Origin of the sequence: Cellulophaga omnivescoria (assembly GCF_027915275.1) — a bacterium.
In the GTDB taxonomy this organism is placed as follows: Bacteria; Bacteroidota; Bacteroidia; order Flavobacteriales; family Flavobacteriaceae; genus Cellulophaga; species Cellulophaga omnivescoria.
Genome location: NZ_CP115819.1, coordinates 702,206 through 726,923, shown reverse-complemented (window position 1 = coordinate 726,923; position 24,718 = coordinate 702,206). Strand labels below are relative to the sequence as shown.

Below are 24,718 nucleotides of genomic sequence, written 5' to 3'. Positions count from 1 at the left end.
TTTAATACATTAAAAATGCAAAAGCACTTAGTATTGTAATTGTTATGGGTATTACAATTACAAAATAAATAAAAGTAGCTAAAGAGCCTTTAAAAAAACTTAAAAGCCAACCTTGTCTATAAAATTTTTGTAGAGCAATACACAAATATATAAAGGTTGAGAGTATAATTAAAAATTGAATATAACCAGGGAAACTAGGCCACACAAAACTAATTAGTAATAAAATTATAAATGTGCTAAATAGATATGAAAAATAGTAAAAAGCAAACACCAAGTGGTATGCAAATGGCCCTTTGTTGTAAAAAAGTAATTTTAGAATAAATGCGAATATTGGTAACAGAAAAAATAAAGCAATTGGGATAGTGTCATAAAACGAGTGTAGTATGCTTGCTAAACTACCATTATCTTTATAAAGTTTTAAAACTTGAGTGTATGCTTTTTTAGTAAAATAACCAGCATCTTCTTTTCTGCCCATTTCTTTAGTTATTAAAGAGTCTGGAGCGTTAATAGCTATTAAAGAGTCTACTTTAGATTCGTTAAAACCAAAAGCTATAAAGTCATCACCTTTATAATTTTGTCCTTTAATAATAGAATCTAATTTGGCTAATTCCTCATCTTTTAGACCTGTTTTATCTTGGTTCTGCTTTAGTTTCTCTATAACAGTGGCAGCGGCTAAAGAATCATTTGTGTTGTACTTTTTTATAGAATCTATAGTTTGTTTAAGTGTCTTTTCTGATTTTACAGTTTCCCTAATTTCTTGTTCTTGCTTACTCACCTTAAATGAGAAGAAAAAGAAAAATACAATAGATGAAAATAAGTATAATTGAGCAGGGTGAAGATATAATAAACGTTTGCCCTCTATAAACTTGGTTGGTAAATACCCTGGTTTTAAAAGTAAAGGAAAAAAACTTTTAAAAAACCTAGCATCTACAGAAAAGTAATTTTTAATTGTGTTACTAAATAATACACCAACTGTAAGCTTGTCGTTTACTTTTTGTCCGCAATGTGGGCAAAATTCATAAGTTGCATCAAATTTGTTTTCGCAGTTTTTACAAGTAGTATTTTGGTGGGACATTTATATGGTTTTGTAGCTAAGATAATTATTTTATTTAAAGCTGAAAATCGGAATAAATATGTGATGGAAATAGCTTGTTGAATTTTTTATGAGGCTCTATTTTAAAGCTCATTTTTTCATTTGTAAATGGATGAATAAAACTTATGGAATAGGCGTGTAGATATAAACCTTTTCCTTTTAAAATTTTTTCGGGAATACCATATTCATGGTCGCCTAAAATTGGATTTCCTATGGAGGATAAATGTACTCTTAGTTGATGCTTTCTTCCAGTTTCTGGATTTAATTTTACAAGGTTTAAATGGGCATACTTTGTAGAGGTAATACTTTTTATTACGGTGTATTTAGAAAGAGCCTTTTTGTTGTCCACCATAGTATTTATAATTCCTTTTACAGGCATTTTGCCAATGGTAACAGCTAAATACGTCTTGGTTATTTCTTTATTTTCAAAAAGCTTATTAAGAGCCAATATGCTGGTAGATGTTTTTCCTATAATTAGCAAGCCTGTTGTAGGGTAATCTAACCTGTGTACTGGTCTAGACTTAGTTGCGTCTGGCAAGTTACTTTTTTTAATATTTTGTTCTAGTGCGTTATCTATCGTTTTAAAGGAATTTCCACTAACTAATATTCCTGCGGGTTTGTTAATAATTGCTAAAAAGTTATCTTGGTATACTACGTCTAGTTTTAATTCTAACTTTTTTTTATTTCTATTTTCTTCAGGCTTATAATAGGTAATTTTTTCTGCTCCTTTTATAAATGTGGCGGTAGATGCTTTTTTTTCATCAATATAAATTAACCCCTTTTTTATGGCTTTTTTTAAAGCAGATTTTGTGGCTATGCCAACAAAAATACCAGCTCCATAGTCTTGAAACCTAATAGGCTCTTTTTGTATAGTTGCTATGTGTGTTTCTGTAGAAATAATAAAGTTTTTAAGAAAAGTAAATGTATAAAAAAAGGTCTTACTGCAAATGCTAATAAGACCTTTTGTATGGTTTTAAGATGCTTAAATTATAAAACAGCTTTAATTCTGCTTATAGCTTCTCTTAATTCTTTTTCTGATGCCGCATAAGAAATACGTATGCAATTAGGGTTGCCAAAAGCTTCTCCGGTTACTGTAGCAACGTTTGCATTTTCTAATAAGTACATAGATAAGTCTGACGCGTTGTTAATAGTAGTACCGTTTAAAGTTTTACCAAAAAATGCAGAGATGTCTGGAAAAACATAAAAAGCACCTTCAGGTACATTTAATTTAAACCCTTCAATTTCTCCTAACAGCTCTAAAACAAGATCTCTTCTTTTGTGAAACTCATCAATCATAAATTGTATTTTACTTACAGGAGCTTCCAAAGCAGCGATAGTTGCACGTTGTGCAATAGCATTAGCACCGCTTGTGTTTTGCCCTTGAAACTTAGTGCAAGCCTTAGCAATAAATTCTGGTGCGCCAATAAAACCAATACGCCAACCGGTCATAGCAAAAGCTTTAGATACACCGTTTACTGTTATAGTACGGTCATACATACCATCTATACCAGCAATACTAACGTGTCCGCCTCTAAAGTTTATGTGTTCATAAATTTCATCAGAAACCACATAAATATTAGGGTGCTTTTTTAATACTTCTGCTAAGCCTTCTAACTCTTCTTTGCTGTATACAGATCCGCTAGGGTTACAAGGAGAGCTAAACCACATCATTTTAGTATTAGGGGTAATAGCTGCTTCTAGTTGTGCAGGAGTCATTTTAAAATCTGTATCTATACTAGTAGCTACTTCTACAGGAGTTCCTTCTGCAAGTTTAACAATATCGCTATAACTAACCCAGTAAGGAGCAGGTAAAATTACTTCGTCTCCTTTATTAAGCATACACATTGCTATGTTAGCTAAAGATTGTTTAGCACCGGTACTAACCACAATTTGGTTTAGTCCGTACGTTAAGTTATTATCTCTTTTAAACTTATTAGCAATAGCTTGTTTTAAATCTGCATAACCGTCTACAGGAGAGTAACTGCTGTAGTTATCATCTATAGCTTGTTTGGCTGCATCTTTAATAAAATCTGGAATGTTAAAATCTGGTTCTCCTAAACTTAAACCAATAATGTCTTTACCAGCGTTGCGTAATTCTCTTGCTTTTGCTGCCATTGCTAAAGTGGCAGAGGTAGACATGTTTGTAATTCTGTTAGATAAGTGATTGCTCATACTTTTTTGTTTTTACTAGTACTGTAAAGCAGGTTTTTTCCCCAGCTCCTTTAAATGTTTAAAGTGCGAAATTATAGCTTTTCTAGTAGTTTTGTATTCATTATATGGCAAATTAAACTCATTTGCCGTTTGTTTCACAATTTTAGAGATATTTGTGTAATGAATATGACTAATATTCGGAAAAATATGATGTTCAACCTGATGATTTAATCCGCCAGTAAACCAATTTACAATCTTGTTTTTAGTGCCAAAATTTACAGTTGTAAATAATTGGTGTATAGCCCAAGTGTTTTTCATTGTGCCTGTTTCATCTGGTAAAGGTGTTTCTGCATCATGTACAACATGTGCTAATTGAAATACGACACTCAAAATTACACCAGCGACATAATGCATAATAAAGAAACCTAGGAGAACTTGCCACCAAGCTACATTAGCAAAAAGTAATGGTAAAACAATCCAAATAGTAATGTATAATAATTTTGTAATTACTAAAGTACTCCAGTTGCCAATTTTACTTGGTTTCTTACCGTACGATAAATTGCGTTTCATGTAACGGTACATTTGCTGGAAATCTGTAGTAATAGCCCAGTTAAACGTTAGTAAACCGTATAAAAAAACTGAGTAAAAATGCTGAAATTTGTGATGCTTGCGCCATTCTGCATGCTTAGAAAAACGTAAAATTCTACCGGCTTCTAAATCTTCGTCATGTTCATGAATGTTTGTGTATGTATGGTGTAAAACATTGTGTTGTACTTGCCAGTTGTAAACATTACCAGCTAGTATGTAAATACTACCACCCATTATTTTATTTACCCATTTGTTGTTAGAGTATGCACCGTGGTTACCGTCATGCATAACATTCATACCAACACCAGCCATACCAACACCCATAACAATTGTAAGTAGTAAATTAGCCCAAATTGGTAAGCCAAGGGTTAGTATTAAAAAGTAAGGCGCTAAAAATAGTGTAAACATAATAACTGTTTTAACGTGTAGTTTCCAGTTACCAGTTTTTTTAATATCGTTTTCTTTAAAATAAGTATTTACACGTTTGTTCAATGTTTTAAAAAATTGAGCAGAGTCTTTACGTGAAAACCTAATTGATTTATTTTCCATATTTTTCTAAATTCTTAATTCTGATTTCCTCTATAGTTACTTTTTTGAGGATTGTATTTTATATGTAGATGTTTTATTTTATTTTGATAATTATGATCTATAAGTTTTTAATAGTCACAAAAACTAAGTAAAGATAATGCAAAAGTACTTTTTATAATATGATAATTATCTTAAAATAAGAAATTTTTATGATTATGGAAATGCTTACTTTTGCCAAAACTTTGATAAAATTTATGAAGGCAGATATTATTTTTAAGTATTTTCCAGACTTAACAGAAGAGCAAAAGCAGTATTTTATAAAGCTTGAAGCTTTGTATGCAGATTGGAACCAAAAAATTAATGTGGTATCTAGGAAAGATATAGATGAAATATATCTGCGCCACGTACTGCATTCAACTGGTATTGCAAAATTTCAGCAGTTTTTACCAGGAACAACTGTTTTAGATGTTGGTACTGGTGGTGGTTTTCCAGGCATACCTTTGGCAATTCTTTTTCCTGAAACCCAATTTACTTTAGTTGATGCAATTGGTAAAAAAATAAAAGTAGTGCAACACGTTGTAGACGGTTTAGGATTAACTAATGTTACCGCTAAACATATGAGGGTAGAGGACTTAGATACTAAGTTTGATTTTATAGTTAGTAGAGCGGTAGCCGCTATGCCCACATTTGTTCGTTGGATAAAAGGACGTATTAAAAAGGAATCTGTTCATGAACGCCGCAATGGTATTTTGTACCTTAAAGGTGGTGATTTGTCTGAGGAGTTAAAAGATTATAAAACTACGGAAATATACAACCTGGCAGACCATTTTACGGAAGACTTTTTTGAAACCAAAAAAGTGGTTTATTTACCTTTAAAGTACAAAGGGTAAATTAAATACTAAGCATTCTGTTAAAAGAATACTTGCAATTTTTAGCATAACTCTTCATATAGCTGTATATGTTGGTTATGCTAATTTTTTTTCTCTTTTTTTCTGTGTGTGTAACGCTCTCTTTCATAGTCTTTCTGTTTAATTATACAAATTTACAATAAGTAAACTATATGTTTACATTAGCTTAACGTTAAATTTACATTAAAATTGTTTACAAAGCAATTTAATAGCGCAATAGCTTAATTTTTATGCATAAAAAAGCCAAAACAAGCAGCTAATTATCTGCTGTTTTGGCTTTAGATATATATTTAAAAAAGGTTTATCCTAAAAATGGATATCTGTAATCTGTTGGAGTAACAAATGTTTCCTTAATTAATCTTGGAGAAACCCAACGTAGTAAGTTTTGTGCTGAGCCAGCTTTATCATTTGTGCCAGATGCTCTTGCACCACCAAATGGTTGTTGGCCAACTACAGCACCTGTTGGTTTATCATTAATGTAAAAGTTGCCAGCACAGTTTTGTAGTGCTTTTGTAGCTTCTTCTATAGCGTAACGGTCTGTAGATAATACAGCACCTGTTAATGCATACTCAGATGTACCATCAACTAGCTTAAGTGTTTCTTTCCAATCTTTATCATCATACACGTAAATAGTTACAACAGGACCAAAAAGTTCAGTTTCCATTGTAGTATATTTAGGGTCTGTAGTTACAATTACAGTAGGTTCTATAAAGTAACCTTTAGATTTATCATAAGTACCACCAGCTACAATTTCTGCATTATCATCAGCCTTAGCACCATCTATGTATTTAGCAAGTTTATCAAAAGAACCTTCATGAATAACAGCAGTAACAAAGTTGCTCATATCTTCCGGAGAACCTGGTTTGTTAATAGAGTCTAGGTCTCTTTTTACCAAATCTAATACTTCATTTGCAGTAGATTTAGGTAGGTAAACTCTAGATGCAGCACTACATTTTTGCCCTTGAAATTCAAAAGCGCCACGTACAATTGCAGTAGCTACTTGTGCAGGATTAGCAGTTTTGTGAGCTAAAATAAAATCTTTACCTCCTGTTTCGCCAACTATTCTAGGGTAGGTTTTGTAATTGTGTATGTTATTGCCAATTTGCTTCCAAAGTTCTTTAAAAACATAAGTAGATCCTGTAAAATGTAAACCAGCAAAATCTGGACTAGCTAAAGCAGTTTCTGTAACCATTACTGGGTCTCCGTAAACAACATTAATAACGCCATCTGGTACACCAGCCTCTTTAAATATGTCTACAATTACTTTTGCAGAAAAAATTTGACTATCACTTGGCTTCCATAAAACCACATTCCCCATCATAGCTGCACTTGCAGGTAAATTACCAGCAATAGCAGTAAAGTTAAATGGTGTAATAGCGTAAACAAACCCTTCTAGCGGACGGTATTCTACGCGGTTCCAAATACCTTCAGCAGAATCTGGTTGCTCTGCGTATATTTGAGACATATATTCCACATTAAAACGTAAAAAGTCTATTAGTTCACAGGCAGCATCAATCTCTGCTTGGTGTATTGTTTTAGATTGTGCCATCATTGTGGCAGCGTTTATTTTTGCTCTGTAAGGACCAGCAATTAACTCTGCTGCCTTTAAAAAGATAGCTGCACGTTGTTCCCAAGCAAGGTTTGCCCAGGCTTCTCTAGATTCTAAAGCATTTTCTATAGCTTTAGTTACGTGTTCTTTTTCTGCTAAATGGTACTGGCCTACAATATGTTTATGATCATGCGGAGGAGACATTGGCTTAGTATTGCCTGTTTTTATCTCTTCTGCTCCAATATATAAAGGAACATCTACATTACCGTTGTAATAAGCCTTGTATTGCTCTAATACAGCTTGGCGCTCTGGTGTGCCCGGAGCATAGCTTTTTATTGGTTCGTTAAAAGCGGTTGGAACTTCAAAAAATCCTTTACCCATTGTGCTACGTTTTATAAATTAAATAATTGTAACAAATGTAGTAAAATCCTATTCGTTATTAAAACAATTAGAAAGTTAGAAATTTAGATATTTTAATTTAAAGCAAAAGGAGCGCTAAATTTAAAACTAGGTATGTAAACTCTAAATTTTTTGCCGTCTGTAAAGCTTATCATATTATAGTGTCCGCGCATAGCTCCAATAGGAGATGTAAGTAAACAGCCAGAGTTGTAGGTATGAGATTGCCCTGGATTTAAAACTGGTTTTTTGCCAACTACGCCTTCGCCATCCATAATTTCTAAGTCGTTTAAAGAGTCGTAAATTTCCCAGTGTCTAGATGTTAATTGTACAGATTCTTTACTTAGATTTTCTATGGTTACTGTATAGCCAAATGCGTAATGCATTTTGTAGTTCTTAAAAAATGTACCTTCAAAATTGGTGCTAACCGATATTTTTATGCCTTTAGTAACTTGTGTAGTCATACGTTTTAACTTTAAAATATAATACTCAATTTGTGTATTATGTTTAAAAAAAAGAATGTTTTATTACTGTGTAATACGCCCTTTTATTTTAAAGTAGAAATGTGTAAGTTGTTATAAACGTGACACATTCGCTACATACAAATATAAAAAGGAAAATTTAAAGTAGCTTGTTCGGCTTTCATATATTCGCTGAACGAACTTTTTTTCGGTAAACAAACAATTACACCTGTTCAATGAACCGTAATTGTTTTTTTTTAGTTGGTTATATTTCTGGAGTTTCCACTTCCAATACCAATAACACTATCATACTGGTCTCCAAAATTTCTGTAGTAAACCAATACTAAATAATTATTTTCTGTAAAATGAAAATTGCCGCCAATTGCATTATGTTTTAATTCTCCTTTATCTGTTTTTATTACATATTTGTAATTGTAGAAGCCTTGTTTAAGTGTTAGGCAGGCTTCTAAATAACCTGTTTTTTCATTATAAACCATTTTATTTTCATCTGTAATTGCGTAATTATTAAACTTTCCAAATACGTAAACGTCATTTAGTCCAATAATATCAGAATAAGGTAATTTAAAATGTACCTTAGTGTATTCAGATTCTCTAGAGGCGTCTTCTCCTTGCTGGGTGGTAATAACAAAATCTCCGTTAATATCTGGGTAATAGGTATAAGGCTCGTTGGCTCTAATTAGATCTGCGTACATATAATGGTTGTACAATTCTTTCATCTCTACACGTGCAATTGCAGTGCTAGTTGCGCGTAAATCTTTTGTAGTAAAATTTAAAAACTCATTACCGCCAAAAAAACTACTTTCTTTGTCGTATTTGTATAGTAACTCCTTGCCAATAGTATATTGTGGTTTTAAGTTGGTAATTGCAGTAGGCCAATAGTAGTTTTTTAGAATTGTAACTTTAACCTCTTTTTTTGGGTTGATAAGTTGAAAATTTCCAGAATTTATGGCAATTTGTATGGCTTGTTTTTCATTTAAAAACTCAAAGTCTCTTGTTCTTTTAGTTGTTACACCTACGGAAACAGCATCTTTGTAAACAATAAAGCGTCTAGAGAACTGAAGCTCGTCATAGCTGTTGTAAATTTCTAACATATAATTACCGCTAATTTTTAAGCTAATACTGTTGTTAGGTATTTGTAAACGGTAGTTAGAGTAGGCTTGCAATGTATTGTAGCTATTTTCGTAATTTGTAATTCTAAGATTGTCAAAACCACTTAAATACTGAGATTTAGAGAGTGTTGATTGAGACCAATCATAATTATAGTATGATATTTTATAATAATAATCTTCCTCAGAAGCAGTTAAATCATCAAACTCTAAATAAATATTATCTCCTAATTGTACAACAGGAAATTGATCTTCTGTAGGACCTTTAAATACAATAGATTTTATATGGTTAGGAGCATCTTTTTCTACAGCGTTTTGTGCGTAAGCAGAAAAACCAACTAAAATTATAAAAAGTAAAAAAGAGTAATGTTTCATTTATTTAAAAATTGTATCACAAAGATAAGCAAAAGTTGTGCCTAAAATTTAAGTGAATAAAAAGTGTTAAAATTTTATTTAGAATTAATATAAATAAAAACATCTTAGTTGATTTAACAAGGAAGTTTGCGCTTAAAACTTTAAATTTGCACGAAATTTTGTTAACCTAAGGTCTGCAATAATATGTCTAAAGACATTCGAATAAAAAAAGGCTTAAATATAAACCTAGTCGGTGCCGCTGAGCAAACTACTTCTAAAGCGGTTTTAAGCAATGTTTATGCAATAAATCTTAACGATTTTCACGGTATAATGCCAAAAATGTTGGTAAAAGAGGGGGCTACTGTAAAAGCAGGTGAGCCTATTTTTTACAACAAAGATGTAGAAGAAATGAAGTTTGTTTCTCCTGTGTCTGGTGAGCTTGTGGAAATTGTAAGAGGAGCAAGGAGAAGAATATTAACGCTGAAAATACGCGCTAATAAAAGTGGTGAAGTAGTAGAACACAGTACGCTAAACTTGGCAAGCGCATCTGCAGAAGACGTTAAGTCGCAGTTGCTTATGTCTGGTTGTTGGCCTTTTGTAAAACAAAGACCGTATGATGTTGTTGCAAATCCTAACGTGGCTCCAAAGGCTATATTTGTTTCAGGATACACTACAGCTCCATTAGCAGCCAATTTAGATTATGTGTTACAAGGCAAAGAAAAAGAATTGCAAGCAGCTATAACAGCGCTAGCAACTTTAACATCTGGCCAAGTACACGTTTCTGTGGGTAGTAGCAACTCTCCATTGTCTGGTTTGTCTGGTGTAACAGAACATAAAGTTGCTGGTCCGCATCCAGCAGGTTTAGTGGGTACACAAATAAATAAGATAGATCCTGTAAATAAAGGAGAAGTAGTTTGGACTGTTAATGCGCAAGACTTAGTAATTATAGGAGAGTTGTTGTTAACAGGTAAATTTAACCCTCAAAGAACTATTGCATTAGCTGGTTCTGCAGTTAAATCTCCAAAATACTATACCACTACTATTGGGTCAGAAATTTCTACATTTTTATATGGTAGCGGAGTTTCTATAGAAAACTTTAGAGTAATTAACGGTGATGTTCTTACAGGTTCTAAAACTAGTCCAGAGGGTTATTTAGGATTTTATAACAATACTGTAACTGTTATTCCTGAAGGAGATGATTATGAATTTTTTGGTTGGAATAAGCCAATTTTTAATAAAATATCTTCAACAAGAGCAATGACGTTCTCTTGGTTAAATCCTAAGAAAAAATACGATTTAAACACCAATACAAATGGTGAACATAGAGCATTTGTAGTAACAGGAGCTTATGAAAAAGTATTTCCGTTAGATATTTATCCAATGCAATTGCTAAAGGCTTGTATGATAAAAGATTTAGATGAAATGGAACAATTAGGCTTGTATGAAGTTGCTCCAGAGGACTTTGCTTTAACAGAGTTTATTTGTATATCTAAACAGCCACACCAGCAAATAATTAGAGAAGGGTTGGACTTATTACAAAAAGAAATAGGATAAAAGATGGGTCTTAAAAATACATTACACAATTTAAAGGAAAAGTATAAAGGCAAAAAAATGGCACCTGCATTTAATGCAATCCATACGTTTTTGTACTTGCCTAATGAAACTACGCACTCTGGGTCTCACGTAAGAGCAGCAGACGATTTAAAGCGTACAATGAATACGGTAATAATGGCGTTAATTCCGGTTTTAATTTTCGGGATGTTTAATGCTGGTTACCAACATTATTCTGCAATTAATGGTTTTCCTGCAGATTTTTCGTTACTAAATGATTTTTTAACGTGGGATAACTTTTTAGTAGGTTTAACAACAGTATTACCACTGGTAATAGTATCTTATGTTATTGGTTTAGCAGTAGAATTTATTTTTGCTGTTATTAAAGGTCATGAGGTAGAAGAAGGTTACTTGGTTACTGGAATGTTAGTGCCTCTTATTGTACCAATAGATACACCATTATGGATGCTAGCTATAGCTGTTATTTTTGGTGTTGTAATAGGGAAAGAAGTTTTTGGTGGTACAGGTATGAATATCTTAAACCCAGCATTAACAATTAGAGCATTTTTATTTTTTGCTTACCCTACTTGGATGAGTGGTGACAAAGTTTGGGTGCATGAGGCTGTAGAAAGAGCAGGTACTGCAGACGCTATTTCTGGTGAAACTATCTTAGGACAGTTAGCACAAAATACAGATGCGTCATACTCAATTTCAGATATGTTCTTTGGTTTTATACCAGGTTCTGTAGGTGAAACGTCTACGTTCTTAATTCTTTTAGGAGGTTTGTTTTTGATTTTTACAAAAATAGCAAGCTGGAGAATTATGTTAAGTGCTGTAATAGGAGCTTTAACAATGGGGTTAATTTTTAACGGGGTTGTTAGTGCGGACTGGATTAGTGAAGGAAGTAAGTTTTACGGATTAATGAGCTTTGAGTTTTGGCAGCATTTACTTGTTGGTGGTTTAGCTTTTGGTATTGTATACATGGCTACAGATCCTGTAACTGGTTCACAAACAAATAAAGGAAAATGGTATTACGGTTTCTTTATTGGGTTTATCTCTGTTTTAATTAGAGTGTTTAACCCTGCTTATCCAGAAGGCGTATTCTTAGCAATATTATTAATGAACGTTTTTGCTCCAACTATAGATCATTATGTAGTACAAAGCAATGTTAAAAAACGTTTAAAAAGATCAAATAAAGCTACAGCTTAATTAGCGTTAAAAGAATAGATATGGCAATTAATACAGATAAAAATAGTTACACCGTCATTTTTGCAGCCGTAATGGTTGTAGTTGTGGGTTCTATCTTAGCATTTACTGCATCTAGTTTAAGTGGTAAAATTAAGATGAATGAAAAGTTTGAGAAGCAACAAAACATCCTTTATGCAATGGGTGTTAATGATAATGTAGACGAAGGAAGTATAAATTTTATACCTACAGATAAAGTAGAAGCTGAGTTTAAAAAATATATTAAAGAGCAACTAGTTATTGAAAATGGTAAAATTACGCCAAATGACGAAGCTTATTTAATAGATTTAAAAAAGCAAGAAACAGCTGCTAAAAATGGAGAAACTAGAAAGTTGCCTTTATTTATTGGTGAAAAAGACGGAGTAAAGTCTTACATTATACCAATGAGAGGTAAAGGTCTTTGGGATGCTATTTGGGGCTTTGTTGCAGTAGGCGAAGACTTAAAAGTACAAGGTGTGTTTTTTGATCACAAAGGAGAAACGCCTGGTCTAGGAGCAAACATAAAGCAACGTTATTTTATGGATGATTTTAAAGGAGAGTCTATATTAAATAATGGCGCGTTTGTTGGAATTAGTGTTGCTAAAGGTAACAATGATCCAATTAACGAAAGAAAAGACGATAACAAAGTTGATGCTTTAGCAGGTGCAACCATTACAGGTAATGGTGTAACGGCTATGATTAAAGAAAGCGTTAAACTTTATCAAGATTATTTAGAAACTATAGCTAAAAAATAAGAAATGGGATTACTTTCTAAAAAAGATGCAAATCTAATATTAGATCCATTAGCAGACAACAACCCAATTACTATACAGGTATTAGGTATATGTTCTGCATTGGCAATTACAGCAGAGTTAAAGGCGTCAATAGTAATGGCGGTTTCGGTAATGTTTGTATTAGGAATTGGTAACGTTGTTATCTCTTTAATGAGAAATATTATACCTTCTAAAATTAGAATTATTGTACAATTGGTAGTAGTAGCTGCCTTGGTAATTATTGTAGATCAAGTGCTAAAAGCATTTGCGTATGAACTTAGTAAAACCCTTTCTGTATTTGTTGGGTTAATTATTACAAACTGTATCATTATGGGACGTTTTGAGGCTTTTGCTTTGGCAAACGGCCCTTGGAGATCTTTCTTAGATGGTATTGGAAACTCTTTTGGTTACGGTTTAATCTTAATTATTGTTGGTTTCTTTAGAGAGCTTTTGGGTTCTGGTACTTTATTAGGATTTAAAGTATTAGGAGATCCTATTGAGAAAACGGGATTGTATGCTATAGGATATGAAAACAACGGATTTATGTTACTGTCTCCAATGGCACTAATAGTAGTTGGTATCATTATCTGGGTACAACGTTCAAGAAATAAGGCATTAATAGAAGAAAACTAGAATTAGTTATATAAAAAATACAATGTTATGTTAGAACATGTAGAATTATTTTTTAAATCCATATTTATAGATAATATGGTATTTGCTACCTTTTTAGGAATGTGTTCCTATTTGGCAGTATCTAAAAAAGTATCCACAGCCGTTGGTCTTGGTGCTGCAGTAATATTTGTACTTGCAGTAACTGTACCTATGAACTGGTTGTTAGATCAGTACTTATTAAGAGATGGAGCTTTAGCTTGGTTAGGGCCAGAGTATGCAGATTATAACTTAAGCTTTTTATCATTTATATTATTTATTGCAACTATTGCAACAATGGTACAATTGGTAGAGATAGTAGTAGAAAAGTTTTCGCCATCATTATATAACTCTTTGGGTATATTTTTACCTTTAATTGCTGTAAACTGTGCCATTTTAGGTGGTTCATTATTTATGCAATCTAGAGATATACAAACCTTAGGTTTAGCTTTTAATTACGGAATAAGTTCTGGTATTGGTTGGTTTTTAGCAATTTTAGCAATTGCTGCCATTCGCGAAAAAATTAGATACTCTAACGTTCCTGCTCCTTTAAGAGGTTTAGGTATTACGTTTATAATTACAGGTCTTATGGCTATTGGTTTTATGAGCTTTGGGGGTATGTTAACTGGTGGTGATGATGCTCCTAAAAAAGAAGCAACAGAAACTGCACAGAAAGTACAAGACAAGGAAGTTAAAAATGAAATTGATGAAAATTCAGTTTCTTACAATAACGCTTTAAATAAATAAGAATGATTTTAGCTACAAGCACAATAGGTACAATTGTAATTACAGTAATTGCTTTTATGGCGTTATTGTTATTATTAGTTGCTCTTTTACTTTTTACAAAAGAAAAATTATCTCCTTCTGGTCCTGTTACTATAACCATTAACGGAGAAAAGAAAGTTGAAGTAGGTTCAGGAAGTTCTTTGCTTACAACATTAGGTAATCAAAAAATATTTTTACCATCTGCATGTGGTGGTGGTGGTACTTGTATACAGTGCGAGTGTCACGTATTATCTGGAGGTGGAGATGCTTTACCTACAGAAACTCCTCACTTCTCTAAAAAGGAATTAAACCACGGTGCGCGTTTAGCTTGCCAGGTTAAAGTTAAGCAGGATATGGAAATTACCATTCCTGAAGAAGTATTTGGTATTAAAAAATGGGATGCTACAGTTGTACGTAACTACAATGTTGCATCATTTATAAAAGAATTTGTAGTTGAAATTCCAGAGGATATGGGCTACAAAGCTGGAGGTTATATTCAGATAGAAATTCCTGAATGTGAAATTAAGTATTCTGATATAGATATCACAGCTCACCCTGAAGAACATGAAACTCCAGATAAGTTTCAGGCAGAATGGGACAAATTTAATTTGTGGCCTCTAGTAATGAAAAACGAAGAAACTGTAGAGAGAGCTTACTCTATGGCTTCTTTCCCTGCAGAAGGTCGTGAAATTATGTTAAACGTACGTATTGCTACTCCGCCTTGGGATAGAGCTAAAAACGGATGGATGGATGTTAACCCAGGTGTAGCATCATCATACATATTTGCGCAAAAACCAGGAGATAAAGTTGTTATTTCTGGACCTTACGGTGAGTTCTTTATAAATGAATCTGAATCTGAAATGCTTTACGTGGGTGGTGGAGCTGGTATGGCGCCAATGCGTTCTCACTTATACCACTTATTTAAAACATTAAAAACAGGAAGAAAAGTTACTTACTGGTATGGTGGCCGTTCTAAGAGAGAGTTATTCTACTTGGATCATTTCTACGAGTTAGAAAAAGAATTCCCTAACTTTAAGTTTTACTTAGCACTTTCTGAGCCTTTACCTGAAGATAACTGGAAAGTAAAAGAAAATATAGATGCACCAGGGGATGGTTTTGTAGGCTTTATTCACAATTGTGTTATAGATAACTACTTAAATCACCATGAATCACCAGAAGATATTGAATTGTATTTCTGTGGACCTCCTTTAATGAACAAAGCTGTTCAGAAAATGGGTGAAGATTTTGGTATTCCAGATGAGCACATCAGATTTGATGACTTTGGAGGATAGTCCAATTATAAAAACTATATATTAAAAGCCGATACATAAAGTATCGGCTTTTTTTGTATAAAAAAGTTGGTGCTCTTTTGTGTTTTGTTTTCAAAATTTTCTTGCCTGTAACCGTTCGCTTCTTGGTTATTACCGCTCATCATAAAACTATTTATTACACTACAAAGCTGTTATACTTTTACAGTGTAATCAAAAAATAATAATCATTTAAATCATCAATCATGAAAAAATCAATCATCGTATGTAGTCTTTTATTAAGTGTTGTAGCACCTTCTGTAGCATCAGAAAAAAAGCCATTACCGCTTAAAAAAATGAATGTTACTACCATTAAAAATGTGTCTCCTTTAAGTATTGCTGTTGCAAAAGGAGATTATAAAACAACTGCAAGTTTTTTAGAATACGGTGCAGATAGTAATCAAAAATCTGTTATTTCTGGTATGACGCCATTAATGTACGCGGCGAGGTATAACAATGTAAAATTGTTAAAATTGTTAATTAGTAATGGAGCAGATGTAACATTAAAATCTAAAATAGGATACACGGCGTTGGGGTATGCAAAATTATCTAATGCACCAGAAGCCGTTGCGTTTTTACAATCTATTTAGGTAATGCTAACAACTTGTTTTTAGAACGTTAACAAGCTTTTAACTAACTCCTAATCAGTGTTAAATAAAAGTTATAATGAAAAATTTCTGAAACAAAATTAATTATTCGTCGTCTATATAAGTGTAGTACAAAAACAACAAACATTAAACGAAAACAAAAAAACAATCATCACATCAAAAAGCAATTATCATGAAAAAATCAGTTATCGCATTCGGAATCGTATTTAGTTTAGTAGCAACAAGTTTATCTGCAAGTAATGGTCCAGATAGGCCAATACTTAAAAAAGATTTAAAAATTGTAAAAACAACTATTAAGGATTTAACACCTTTAAGCATAGCTGTTGTAAAGGGGAATTTTGACACAACTAAAAAATTCTTAGAATTTGGTTCAGATATTAATCAGAAATCTGGAGTAATGGGAATGACACCATTAATGTATGCAGCAAGGTATAACAACGTGGAATTAATGAAACTATTGGTTTCTAACGGTGCAGACGTTAAAGCAAAATCTAAAATAGGTGCTACAGCATTAAAATATGCTAAAGCTGCTAATGCACACGCTGCAGTAAAATATTTAAAAAGCTTATAAGCTTTAAAAGGTTTCTTATTTAATTTAGTTAGAAAGAGATTGCTTCTTTAGTGGGGCAGTCTCTTTTTTTTATTTTAATTTTGCACTATGGGAAAACCTTTAACAGAACAAGAACTTCATAACTTGGCAATGAATATTGTTGGCAAGCATTTAGAAGCAAATGGCTATGAGTTTATGGGGGTTAATAGCAAACCCAAACGCAACCCACAGTTTGTATGTTTAAAAGATAAAGTATTACATTTTATTGTTGTTAGAGCTATTGCTTATCCTAATAATCCTAATGCGTATGACATTGCTTTTATGGGAAAAATGAAAGAGCATGCAGAAAAAATGGATGCCACGGCTTATTATGCAGGTGTAAGGTTAACAAATGCTTCTGATCCTAACTTGCCAGTTTATTTAAATGAAGAATATATAGTAGATTATGATGGACTTATTAAAGTATAAATTACAACTTATTACGATAATTACAGTTGTTTTGACATTTAGTTCTTGTAAAAATGATGCTCAACCTAAAATTGTTGAAAACCGTAATAATGGTTCTGCCTTGGGTACATCATACAGTATTATTTACTTTTCTAACAAAAAGGTTAACTACCAAAAAGAAATAGACTCTGTTTTTAAAGTGATAAACAAATCTATGTCTACGTATATGCCGTCGTCTGATATTTCTAAAATTAATGAAGGAGACTCAACACTACAGGTAGATCATATGTTTAAAGAGGTTTTTAATTTATCAAAGGACATTAATAACAAAACAAATGGCTATTTTGATCCTACTGTTGGGACCTTGGTAAATGCTTGGGGTTTTGGCCCTGGTGAGCAAATAAAATTAGATAGTTCTAAAGTTGATAGCTTACTAGAATATGTTGGTTTTAATAAGGTACAATTAACTAATAAGGGCACTATTAAAAAAGCTAGTTCTAATATTTTGTTTGATTTTAATGCTATTGCAAAAGGGTATTCTATAGATAGGCTAGCAGTAATGCTAGAGAAAAAAGGTATTACAAATTTTTTAATTGAAGTTGGAGGTGAAATTTTTGCTAAAGGTGAAAATTTAAAGAAACAAAAAAAGTGGGTTGTGGGCATAAATGATCCTGAGGTAGAAGATAGAAATAATTACAAGGCAGCAGTAAAACTTAAAAATGTTGCTATGGCATCATCTGGTAATTATAGGCATTTTAGAGTGGACCCAATTACTAAAGAAAAATATGTACATACGTTAGACCCTAAAACCGGGTATACTAAAAATGCAAAAGTTTTAGGAGCTACCATTATTACTGGAAATTGTGCTAAAGCAGATGGTTATGCAACATCTTTTATGGCAATGGATTTAGAAGATTCTAAAAAAATAATTGAAAAAGATACTACTTTACAGGCTTATATTATTTATTTAGATAATGCAGGCAATGTTAAAGAATATATAACTAAGGGATTTAAGGATTTAATAGTAGAGTAGTGTTATTTTTTTACAACAGGTAGTATTTCTCCTTTTGCTAAGCAATATTTTGCTACATCTTGAGGAGATATTTTTTTTGTATAATCTACCTCTTCAACCATAAAACCAATTTTTCTTAATTTGGTAAAGTAATCTTTGCCGTAAATACGTACGTGGTCATACTGTCCAAAAATACGGGCGCGCTCTTTTCGGTCGGTTATACTATCATCTTCAAAAGTATTTTCTCTGCTCAAATCTTGTGGTATTTGAAAAACACCCCATCCGCCAGGTTTTAAAACTCTGTACATTTCTTGCATAGCTTTTGTGTCATCTGGTATATGTTCTAAAACATGGTTGCATAGTATAACATCATAAGTATTGTCTTTAAAAGGTAAGTTGCAAATATCTGCTTTTACATCTGCTAAAGGAGATTCTAAATCTGTAGTAGTGTATTCTAAATTCTTCATTTTTCTAAAACGCTTATAAAACGCTTGTTCAGGCGCAAAATGTAGCACCTTAAGATCTGCCGTAAAAAAGTCTGTTTCACTCTGTAAATAAAGCCAAAGCAATCTGTGGCGCTCTAATGATAGTGTAGAAGGAGATAATACATTGTCTCGTTGCTTTTCATACCCGTACGGTAAAAACTTTTTAAAGCCTTTACCATCTATTGGGTCTACATAGGTTTTACCACGCATAAAAAAAGTTAGTACAGGACGCAATACATAACTTAGTTTTATTAATAAGGGCCTAGGTATTGTGTTTAAAATGGTTTTAAAAAGCTTTTTCATAAATGTATTCAGGTACTAAATGTTTGCTGCATTTTTGGGTAGCAATTATTAAAACGTAAATATACTTTAAAAGTATGTTTTAGCTAGTTTTTATTGTCATTGCATACAAAATACCAATACCAATACTTAAAATTATAAAAATAATAAAGGCTAGTATAATAAAGCCCATATATTTAAAAAAGGCATATAGTGTTTGTTTAAATGTAAGTTTATACAATTTTATAAAAACATATATTGCATAAATAGTAGATATAACAAGAAATGCACTTGAAACTATTCCTTTTGAAAGCCCTATAAGGTTATAAAAGATAAGTTGTGAAGCAATAAGTATATAGCCTAAATTGGCTTGTAAATATGCATTAAAAACTAAATGCTCTGAATAGTTGTGGTCTCTTTTTTTAAAAGTTAAATATGTTAGTAAGCTATACGCAGGAATGCTAGATATTATAATTAGATTATAATAATTAGAGTAAAATTGATATATTATATTTAGGCTTTCTAATGCCTCTTTTGGAGCTTTGGGGTTAGCATCCCCTATACCGTATTTAATACCGTTAGTAAAATCTGCTACTTCTGTACTAGGGAAAATTTTATTAATAATTAAGGCAATAGTTGCGTAAACTACCAAATATGAAAATGGCTGAAAATATTTTTTGCGAGCACCATCAATATAAGCCTCTAAAACCTCTTTAGGTTTTGTAAATAAGTTAAAAAAGGTTTTCCAGAAGTTATTGTCCCAACTAAAAAAAGGCCCAATGAACTCTTGCCATGCGCCTTTTAATGATATCCTGTCTAATACTATTTTTGCTCCACAATTAGAGCAATATTTATGTGTGTCTGCAATGCCTGTATTGCACGTTTTGCAATTCATAAATTAAAGATATGGTTAGGTTGTTATTTTACCCTAAACTCATCCTCTTCATTACTCTCTATTCCTAGGGCTTCATAAATATAGTCAAAAGTAGATAATAATTGTGGTTTGCCATTTACAATTGCCACATCGTGCTCAAAATGTGCACTTGGTTTGTTGTCTAATGTTGTAATTGTCCAACCATCTTTATGTTGTACAATTTTTCTTGTGCCTTGGTTAATCATTGGCTCTATTGCAACAACCATACCTTCTACAAACTTTTTACCTCTACCACGCTTACCGTAGTTTGGCATTTCTGGTCCTTCGTGCATTTTTTTACCTAAGCCATGGCCAACCAGTTCACGAACTACTCCATAACCTTCTGCTTCACAGAATTGCTGAATAGCAAAACCAACATCACCAACTCTATTACCTGCTTTAAATTCTTTTATGCCTACATATAATGATTGCTTGGTAATATCAAGCAATTTTTTAGTTTCCGGATCTACTTCTCCAATTTCAAAAGTGTATGCGTGATCTCCGTAATAACCGTTTTTTAAAACGCCGCAATCTACAGATATAATTTCACCATTTTCTAATGGCTTATTGTTTGGGATGCCGTGTACTACTTGTTCATTAGGGCTCATACATAGCGTATTAGGAAAATCATATAATCCTAAAAAACCGGGTATACCTCCATTATCTCTTATAAACTCTTCTGCAATTTTATCTAATTGCAATGTGGTAACACCAGGCTTAATTTCTTTAGCAATTATGCCTAGTGTTTTAGAAACCATTAATGCACTTTCGCGCATTATTTCTATTTCTTCAGGTGTTTTAATTTTTACCATAGTGTGCAAAGGTAAAACAATCTTATAAAATCCGTATTATAAGACTACAAATCTTAAACTAAAGATTTTTGAGTCATTAATTTTGGTTGCTCTACACCAATTAATTTTAAAATTGTAGGTGCTATATCTCCTAAAACACCGTCATTAATTTGTTTTAATTCTTTGTCTACCAAAATTAGTGGTACAGGATTGGTTGTATGTGCAGTGTTGGGGCTGCCATCTGGGTTTATCATAGTCTCGCAATTACCGTGATCTGCAATCACAATAGTGGTGTAATCATTTTTTAAACCAGTTGTAATAACTGATTCCGCGCAACTATCTACAGTTTCGCAGGCTTTTATTGCAGCTTGCATATCTCCTGTATGGCCTACCATATCTGGATTAGCAAAGTTTAAGCAAACAAAATCTGCTTCTCCTTTTTCTAACTCGGGTATTATGGCATCTCTAATATCAAAAGCACTCATTTCTGGTTGTAAATCATACGTTGCAACTTTTGGAGACGGACATAAAATGCGTTGTTCTCCATCAAAAGGAACCTCTCTACCTCCGTTGAAGAAAAAAGTAACGTGAGGATATTTTTCTGTTTCTGCAATACGAATTTGCTTTTTTCCTGCTTTAGATAAAACTTCACCTAAAGTTTCATCAATATTTGCTTTATCGTAAATAACGTGCACATTTTTATAGGCTTCGTTGTAATTTGTCATTGTAACATAATACAATTTTAAAGGATGTGTATTGTATTCATGAAACATATCTTGGCTTAACATTTCTGTAAGTTCTCTACCACGGTCTGTTCTAAAATTAAAGAAAATAACAACGTCATCTTCTTGTATTTTGGCTGTAGGAGTACCATTTTCATCTGTTACAACAATTGGCTTAACAAACTCATCTGTAATATCGTTATCATAGCTATCTTGTATAGCTTGCTCTATATTGTTGGTTTTTGTACCGGCATTATTAACTAATAAGTCATATGCCAATTTAACACGCTCCCAACGTTTATCTCTGTCCATAGCGTAGTAACGACCAATAACACTTGCTAATTTGGTGTTTTTATCTTTGCAAAAGGTAATAATATCATTTACGTAGCTTTTACCACTTTTAGGATCAACATCTCTTCCGTCTGTAAAAGCATGTATAAAAGATTTTTCTATACCATAACTTTGTGCCGCGCTAATTAGTCCTTTTAAATGTGATGTGTGTGAGTGCACACCACCATTACTTAAAAGTCCTAAAAAATGTACAGCTTTATTATTTTCTTTGGCGTATTTAAAGGCATTTTTAACTACTTCTTCATCCTTAAGAGTATTTTCTTTAACAGCTAAATTAATTTTAGCTAAATCTTGATAAACAATGCGGCCAGCACCAAGGTTCATGTGTCCAACTTCACTGTTACCCATTTGTCCTTCTGGTAAACCAACATTCATTCCATCGGTTAATAAATTAGCATTTGCATATTTGCTATACAAACTATCTATAAAAGGAGTATTTGCGTTTTCTATGGCCGAGATTTTAGGGTCTGGAGATTTACCCCATCCATCTAAAATCATTAAAATAACTTTTTTGTTCATCTTCTTATTTTTTTGCTACTCAAAAATAGCACCAATTATTAAGTTTTACAGCTAACTGGCTTGTCTTTTTTTTATTTTTTAGAAAGTGTTAACGTATTGGTTTAACTAAAACGATATCGTATCTGTAAACGCTTGTTAAAATTATGTTATAATCATTTTTTACTGAAACATAAGCTATTAAAGGTCGTCTTTACTTGTGTATATAATTCATCAAATAAATCAGAAAACAACAATCATCATGAAAACAACAATTTTAGTTTTTGCAGCAGTTTTAGTTGCAGCAACAACAGTAGTAAAAGCAAATGTTATTAATAGTATACAACCAAACTACAGGGTAGAGGAGGTTAAAATTGAGGTAGTAAGTCCTTTTTGTTTAGCTATTTTAAAGGGCGATGTAGAAACAGTGCGTAAGTTAATAGAGTTTGGAGTAGATGTAAATGAAAAGTCTAACGGAATGACACCTGCTATATTTGCTGCGCGTTACAATAAAGTAGAAATTTTAGAAATACTTGTAGCCAATGGTGCAGATTTAAGAATTAAGTGTGATAAAGGGCGTACAATAATGAAGCACGCAGAATTATCTAACGCAAAAGAAACTATAGCTTTTTTAGGGCAAGTAGCTAAAGAAAAAAAGTTGGCAAGAAAAAATAAAAGAAAAAGAAAGTAGAGTTCATCCAACAATCATCAACCAAAAAATCCCTTTAATTAAAATTAAAGGGATTTTTTAATGCTGATACTTTATAAATGTTCTCGTAAAAAGTATTTTTCCTAAAATCTAAACCCTGTAAATGCTCTGTATAAAAAAGCATAAACAGTAATAGATATTAATGCAAAGCAAAAAAATGAATATGCTTTTAATAAAACAACAGCAAATATTGGTCTGCAATTGTCAAATGCACTTAAATAAAGTCTTTTGTATTCTAGTAGCCTTCCCATATAGTCTCTTTTTTAGAATTAATATTCTCAAAGCTATAATGGTTAAAAACAATGAGTTAGGCTTGGGGTGCTACAAAATTAAATAAAAATAACGAGATTAAAATGCATTTCATCGAATAGTTATTTTTTGTTTTTATATTTTTTTATTGCCTCCTTTATTTTCTCTATTCTATTTTCTGGATCTGGGTGTGTGCTTTGAAATTCTGGCTGTCTGTTTGGCCCTGCAGCTGCTTTTAAAATTTTCATTACAGTTATCATTTCTTCAGGGTTGTAACCAGACTGTATCATAAATAATACGCCAAGTTCATCACTCTCTAATTCATCACCACGACCATTTGTAAGTAGTGTTTTTTGACCAATTCCATTAACTAAGCCTCCCATATCTGCACCAACAGATGCCCCTGTAGATAATGTTTGCCAAAAATTGCTATCTGCTATACGCTCTGCAGAGTGTCTGCCAATTACGTGTCCTATTTCATGGCCTAATACTCCAGCTAATTGTGCTTCGTTAAGCTTAGAGAATAGGGCATAGGTAATAAATATTTGTCCGCCTGGGAGGGCAAATGCATTTATTGTATTTTCATCTGCCAGTAAATGAAATTCATACCTGTAGGGTGTATCTTTTGCAATACTATTTTGTACTAACTTATTACCCACAGCATCTACAAAACTTTGTAGTTTTTGATCTGGATACAAACCACCGTGCTGTTGTGCCATTTGCGGAGCACTTTGCAAACCAATAGCAATTTCTTGATTTGCATCCATATTAATATTTTGTACCCTACCTGTGTATGGATTTTCTTCCTTGTTACTGCAACGTTGAATGTAAGCAAAAGCAACAATAGCAAGCCCTATAAGTATTCTAATTTTCCAATTTCCTCTTCTCATTATAGTTTAATCTTGGTTAGTTTTAAAAACCAAGATACAAAAAGAGTTATAAAAGCTCTGGATTAATATCTAAAATATTGTTTACAATGTATGATTTTAGAAAGCCAGCTGTAAAGTGCTCACCACCCAAAAGACCTTGGTCTTTTACCAGTCTCATAATGTTTTTACCTCTAAACTGTTCTAGCATAGGTTTAGAAATTGGTGCATAGCTGTAGTGCCAAGGCTCGTACTTAAAACCTCTTCTTTTTTTATCATTTGTATACACCAAATAAAAGCCAAAATCATTAGCATTTTGGTCCATCCACTTTTTTAAATCTTCAAAAGGTCCACCTTCTTCAAATTTTTTAGGAACTAAAACGTCTCCACTTGTTTTTTGATATCCATCTATAATATCAATGTCAGTGCCCCAATGGTGTCTGCTTGTGCCAGGTATTGTAGAGTATTCAATAATTTTGTCAATTGCATTAAGTGGTTTCATTTTTTGATCGTCTGTATATTTTAAATACTTACGTTCCCAAATACCCTCCTGCCTGTAGTAATCTCTGTAGCTAGATACTATTTTTAAATCTATACCAGCACTGTAAGCAGCAACTTTCATTTTTTTAAATGCATCATGAGCTTCCTTTCTAAGGTTAATTCCTTTGCCATACAAATCAATATCTGCTTTACCCATTAACTCTTCAATAGAATAGGTAACTTCATCTTCTTGCTCTTTGGCAAAAATAAGATGTGGAGCCGTTAATGCGGCAGCACCTAAAATTCCGGTTTTAAGAATAAATGATCTTCTTTGCATA

At 32.5% G+C, this 24,718-nt stretch carries 26 protein-coding genes; 12 read left to right on the top strand and 14 right to left on the bottom strand.

The features are described from left to right. Window position 1: 1 nt before the first annotated feature. The 4 genes from PBN93_RS03210 to PBN93_RS03195 form a co-directional block, all read right to left on the bottom strand. Entirely contained in the window at window positions 2–1,075 is a 1,074-nt protein-coding gene (locus PBN93_RS03210; protein WP_077403543.1) for a DUF3667 domain-containing protein, read from the bottom strand. 34 nt (window positions 1,076–1,109) lie between these two features. Then, on the bottom strand, window positions 1,110–1,718 hold the full coding sequence (locus PBN93_RS03205) for an RluA family pseudouridine synthase (protein ID WP_333780849.1): 609 nt from the start codon (window positions 1,716–1,718) through the stop codon (window positions 1,110–1,112). 362 nt (window positions 1,719–2,080) lie between these two features. After that, complete coding sequence (locus PBN93_RS03200) at window positions 2,081–3,265, bottom strand: pyridoxal phosphate-dependent aminotransferase (RefSeq protein WP_077403549.1); 1,185 nt, start codon at window positions 3,263–3,265, stop codon at window positions 2,081–2,083. A 15-nt stretch (window positions 3,266–3,280) separates the two neighbouring features. Further along, entirely contained in the window at window positions 3,281–4,381 is a 1,101-nt protein-coding gene (locus tag PBN93_RS03195) for a fatty acid desaturase family protein (RefSeq protein ID WP_077403552.1), read from the bottom strand. Between the two features lie 233 nt (window positions 4,382–4,614). Between PBN93_RS03195 and rsmG the strand changes: the two genes are divergently transcribed. Continuing rightward, window positions 4,615–5,250: a 16S rRNA (guanine(527)-N(7))-methyltransferase RsmG gene (gene rsmG, locus PBN93_RS03190; protein WP_077403764.1), complete on the top strand. Its 636-nt coding sequence runs from the start codon at window positions 4,615–4,617 to the stop codon at window positions 5,248–5,250. Window positions 5,251–5,569: 319 nt separating this feature from the next. Here the strand turns inward: rsmG and pruA are convergent, their stop codons facing one another. The 3 genes from pruA to PBN93_RS03175 form a co-directional block, all read right to left on the bottom strand. Further along, window positions 5,570–7,198 carry an L-glutamate gamma-semialdehyde dehydrogenase gene (pruA, locus tag PBN93_RS03185; RefSeq protein WP_077403555.1) on the bottom strand — a complete coding sequence of 543 codons (1,629 nt, stop codon included), beginning with the start codon at window positions 7,196–7,198 and terminating at the stop codon, window positions 5,570–5,572. 92 nt (window positions 7,199–7,290) lie between these two features. After that, the gene (gene apaG / locus PBN93_RS03180) at window positions 7,291–7,677 is read right to left on the bottom strand and encodes a Co2+/Mg2+ efflux protein ApaG (RefSeq protein WP_077403558.1); all 387 of its coding nucleotides are present in this window, start codon (window positions 7,675–7,677) and stop codon (window positions 7,291–7,293) included. 254 nt (window positions 7,678–7,931) lie between these two features. Further along, complete coding sequence (locus tag PBN93_RS03175) at window positions 7,932–9,176, bottom strand: type IX secretion system plug protein (protein WP_271081415.1); 1,245 nt, start codon at window positions 9,174–9,176, stop codon at window positions 7,932–7,934. Window positions 9,177–9,359: 183 nt separating this feature from the next. Between PBN93_RS03175 and PBN93_RS03170 the strand changes: the two genes are divergently transcribed. The 10 genes from PBN93_RS03170 to PBN93_RS03125 all read left to right on the top strand — a co-directional run bounded on the left by PBN93_RS03170 (window position 9,360) and on the right by PBN93_RS03125 (window position 18,061). After that, on the top strand, window positions 9,360–10,709 hold the full coding sequence (locus PBN93_RS03170; protein WP_271081414.1) for a Na(+)-translocating NADH-quinone reductase subunit A: 1,350 nt from the start codon (window positions 9,360–9,362) through the stop codon (window positions 10,707–10,709). A gap of 3 nt (window positions 10,710–10,712) precedes the next feature. Next, window positions 10,713–11,915: an NADH:ubiquinone reductase (Na(+)-transporting) subunit B gene (locus PBN93_RS03165; protein WP_077403566.1), complete on the top strand. Its 1,203-nt coding sequence runs from the start codon at window positions 10,713–10,715 to the stop codon at window positions 11,913–11,915. 20 nt (window positions 11,916–11,935) lie between these two features. Next, entirely contained in the window at window positions 11,936–12,685 is a 750-nt protein-coding gene (locus PBN93_RS03160) for a Na(+)-translocating NADH-quinone reductase subunit C (protein ID WP_077403569.1), read from the top strand. Window positions 12,686–12,688: 3 nt separating this feature from the next. Continuing rightward, a complete protein-coding gene (locus tag PBN93_RS03155) occupies window positions 12,689–13,336 on the top strand; it encodes an NADH:ubiquinone reductase (Na(+)-transporting) subunit D (protein WP_013620212.1) in 648 nt (215 codons plus the stop codon). A gap of 27 nt (window positions 13,337–13,363) precedes the next feature. Continuing rightward, window positions 13,364–14,098, top strand: a complete 735-nt coding sequence (gene nqrE / locus PBN93_RS03150; protein ID WP_077403576.1) for an NADH:ubiquinone reductase (Na(+)-transporting) subunit E — start codon at window positions 13,364–13,366, stop codon at window positions 14,096–14,098. A 2-nt stretch (window positions 14,099–14,100) separates the two neighbouring features. Beyond that, window positions 14,101–15,408, top strand: coding sequence for an NADH:ubiquinone reductase (Na(+)-transporting) subunit F (nqrF, locus tag PBN93_RS03145; RefSeq protein ID WP_077403579.1), 1,308 nt, complete (start codon window positions 14,101–14,103; stop codon window positions 15,406–15,408). Window positions 15,409–15,629: 221 nt separating this feature from the next. Beyond that, window positions 15,630–16,013 (top strand): ankyrin repeat domain-containing protein, encoded by a 384-nt coding sequence (locus tag PBN93_RS03140; protein WP_271081413.1) that lies wholly within the window; start codon window positions 15,630–15,632, stop codon window positions 16,011–16,013. Between the two features lie 190 nt (window positions 16,014–16,203). Next, window positions 16,204–16,602 carry an ankyrin repeat domain-containing protein gene (locus PBN93_RS03135; RefSeq protein WP_077403585.1) on the top strand — a complete coding sequence of 133 codons (399 nt, stop codon included), beginning with the start codon at window positions 16,204–16,206 and terminating at the stop codon, window positions 16,600–16,602. 87 nt (window positions 16,603–16,689) lie between these two features. Next, window positions 16,690–17,049 carry a Na(+)-translocating NADH-quinone reductase subunit F gene (locus tag PBN93_RS03130; RefSeq protein ID WP_077403588.1) on the top strand — a complete coding sequence of 120 codons (360 nt, stop codon included), beginning with the start codon at window positions 16,690–16,692 and terminating at the stop codon, window positions 17,047–17,049. Next, complete coding sequence (locus PBN93_RS03125) at window positions 17,027–18,061, top strand: FAD:protein FMN transferase (RefSeq protein ID WP_077403591.1); 1,035 nt, start codon at window positions 17,027–17,029, stop codon at window positions 18,059–18,061. The genes PBN93_RS03130 and PBN93_RS03125 overlap by 23 nt, the downstream gene beginning before the upstream one ends. Window positions 18,062–18,063: 2 nt before the next feature. On the opposite strand, the gene PBN93_RS03120 is transcribed toward PBN93_RS03125, so the two are convergent. The 4 genes from PBN93_RS03120 to gpmI form a co-directional block, all read right to left on the bottom strand. Then, the gene (locus tag PBN93_RS03120; protein WP_271081412.1) at window positions 18,064–18,828 is read right to left on the bottom strand and encodes a class I SAM-dependent methyltransferase; all 765 of its coding nucleotides are present in this window, start codon (window positions 18,826–18,828) and stop codon (window positions 18,064–18,066) included. A gap of 79 nt (window positions 18,829–18,907) precedes the next feature. Beyond that, window positions 18,908–19,699, bottom strand: a complete 792-nt coding sequence (locus PBN93_RS03115) for a DUF3667 domain-containing protein (RefSeq protein ID WP_271081411.1) — start codon at window positions 19,697–19,699, stop codon at window positions 18,908–18,910. A gap of 23 nt (window positions 19,700–19,722) precedes the next feature. Continuing rightward, window positions 19,723–20,529, bottom strand: coding sequence for a type I methionyl aminopeptidase (map, locus tag PBN93_RS03110; protein ID WP_271081410.1), 807 nt, complete (start codon window positions 20,527–20,529; stop codon window positions 19,723–19,725). 53 nt (window positions 20,530–20,582) lie between these two features. Next, window positions 20,583–22,100: a 2,3-bisphosphoglycerate-independent phosphoglycerate mutase gene (gene gpmI / locus PBN93_RS03105; RefSeq protein ID WP_271081409.1), complete on the bottom strand. Its 1,518-nt coding sequence runs from the start codon at window positions 22,098–22,100 to the stop codon at window positions 20,583–20,585. A gap of 238 nt (window positions 22,101–22,338) precedes the next feature. Between gpmI and PBN93_RS03100 the strand changes: the two genes are divergently transcribed. Beyond that, a complete protein-coding gene (locus PBN93_RS03100) occupies window positions 22,339–22,767 on the top strand; it encodes an ankyrin repeat domain-containing protein (protein WP_077403606.1) in 429 nt (142 codons plus the stop codon). 101 nt (window positions 22,768–22,868) lie between these two features. On the opposite strand, the gene PBN93_RS03095 is transcribed toward PBN93_RS03100, so the two are convergent. From PBN93_RS03095 to PBN93_RS03085, 3 genes are all read right to left on the bottom strand, one after another. After that, on the bottom strand, window positions 22,869–23,036 hold the full coding sequence (locus PBN93_RS03095; RefSeq protein WP_271081408.1) for a DUF6747 family protein: 168 nt from the start codon (window positions 23,034–23,036) through the stop codon (window positions 22,869–22,871). Between the two features lie 120 nt (window positions 23,037–23,156). After that, window positions 23,157–23,924 (bottom strand): M48 family metalloprotease, encoded by a 768-nt coding sequence (locus tag PBN93_RS03090; RefSeq protein ID WP_077403609.1) that lies wholly within the window; start codon window positions 23,922–23,924, stop codon window positions 23,157–23,159. Window positions 23,925–23,970: 46 nt separating this feature from the next. Then, entirely contained in the window at window positions 23,971–24,717 is a 747-nt protein-coding gene (locus PBN93_RS03085) for a M15 family metallopeptidase (protein WP_271081407.1), read from the bottom strand. Between the last annotated feature and the right edge of the window lies 1 nt (window position 24,718).

What these genes read in the sequence shown, in the direction of transcription:
- PBN93_RS03155 (WP_013620212.1), top strand. Translation starts at nt 12,689, where the DNA reads ATGGGATTACTTTCTAAAAAAGATGCAAATCTAATATTAGATCCATTA.
- PBN93_RS03160 (WP_077403569.1), top strand. Translation starts at nt 11,936, where the DNA reads ATGGCAATTAATACAGATAAAAATAGTTACACCGTCATTTTTGCAGCC.
- pruA (WP_077403555.1), bottom strand. Translation starts at nt 7,198, where the DNA reads ATGGGTAAAGGATTTTTTGAAGTTCCAACCGCTTTTAACGAACCAATA.
- PBN93_RS03130 (WP_077403588.1), top strand. Translation starts at nt 16,690, where the DNA reads ATGGGAAAACCTTTAACAGAACAAGAACTTCATAACTTGGCAATGAAT.
- PBN93_RS03170 (WP_271081414.1), top strand. Translation starts at nt 9,360, where the DNA reads ATGTCTAAAGACATTCGAATAAAAAAAGGCTTAAATATAAACCTAGTC.
- PBN93_RS03115 (WP_271081411.1), bottom strand. Translation starts at nt 19,699, where the DNA reads ATGAATTGCAAAACGTGCAATACAGGCATTGCAGACACACATAAATAT.
- PBN93_RS03100 (WP_077403606.1), top strand. Translation starts at nt 22,339, where the DNA reads ATGAAAACAACAATTTTAGTTTTTGCAGCAGTTTTAGTTGCAGCAACA.
- map (WP_271081410.1), bottom strand. Translation starts at nt 20,529, where the DNA reads ATGGTAAAAATTAAAACACCTGAAGAAATAGAAATAATGCGCGAAAGT.
- PBN93_RS03200 (WP_077403549.1), bottom strand. Translation starts at nt 3,265, where the DNA reads ATGAGCAATCACTTATCTAACAGAATTACAAACATGTCTACCTCTGCC.
- PBN93_RS03120 (WP_271081412.1), bottom strand. Translation starts at nt 18,828, where the DNA reads ATGAAAAAGCTTTTTAAAACCATTTTAAACACAATACCTAGGCCCTTA.
- gpmI (WP_271081409.1), bottom strand. Translation starts at nt 22,100, where the DNA reads ATGAACAAAAAAGTTATTTTAATGATTTTAGATGGATGGGGTAAATCT.
- PBN93_RS03175 (WP_271081415.1), bottom strand. Translation starts at nt 9,176, where the DNA reads ATGAAACATTACTCTTTTTTACTTTTTATAATTTTAGTTGGTTTTTCT.
- PBN93_RS03090 (WP_077403609.1), bottom strand. Translation starts at nt 23,924, where the DNA reads ATGAGAAGAGGAAATTGGAAAATTAGAATACTTATAGGGCTTGCTATT.
- rsmG (WP_077403764.1), top strand. Translation starts at nt 4,615, where the DNA reads ATGAAGGCAGATATTATTTTTAAGTATTTTCCAGACTTAACAGAAGAG.
- PBN93_RS03135 (WP_077403585.1), top strand. Translation starts at nt 16,204, where the DNA reads ATGAAAAAATCAGTTATCGCATTCGGAATCGTATTTAGTTTAGTAGCA.
- nqrF (WP_077403579.1), top strand. Translation starts at nt 14,101, where the DNA reads ATGATTTTAGCTACAAGCACAATAGGTACAATTGTAATTACAGTAATT.
- PBN93_RS03165 (WP_077403566.1), top strand. Translation starts at nt 10,713, where the DNA reads ATGGGTCTTAAAAATACATTACACAATTTAAAGGAAAAGTATAAAGGC.
- PBN93_RS03140 (WP_271081413.1), top strand. Translation starts at nt 15,630, where the DNA reads ATGAAAAAATCAATCATCGTATGTAGTCTTTTATTAAGTGTTGTAGCA.
- PBN93_RS03210 (WP_077403543.1), bottom strand. Translation starts at nt 1,075, where the DNA reads ATGTCCCACCAAAATACTACTTGTAAAAACTGCGAAAACAAATTTGAT.
- PBN93_RS03195 (WP_077403552.1), bottom strand. Translation starts at nt 4,381, where the DNA reads ATGGAAAATAAATCAATTAGGTTTTCACGTAAAGACTCTGCTCAATTT.
- PBN93_RS03085 (WP_271081407.1), bottom strand. Translation starts at nt 24,717, where the DNA reads ATGCAAAGAAGATCATTTATTCTTAAAACCGGAATTTTAGGTGCTGCC.
- apaG (WP_077403558.1), bottom strand. Translation starts at nt 7,677, where the DNA reads ATGACTACACAAGTTACTAAAGGCATAAAAATATCGGTTAGCACCAAT.
- nqrE (WP_077403576.1), top strand. Translation starts at nt 13,364, where the DNA reads ATGTTAGAACATGTAGAATTATTTTTTAAATCCATATTTATAGATAAT.
- PBN93_RS03125 (WP_077403591.1), top strand. Translation starts at nt 17,027, where the DNA reads ATGATGGACTTATTAAAGTATAAATTACAACTTATTACGATAATTACA.
- PBN93_RS03095 (WP_271081408.1), bottom strand. Translation starts at nt 23,036, where the DNA reads ATGGGAAGGCTACTAGAATACAAAAGACTTTATTTAAGTGCATTTGAC.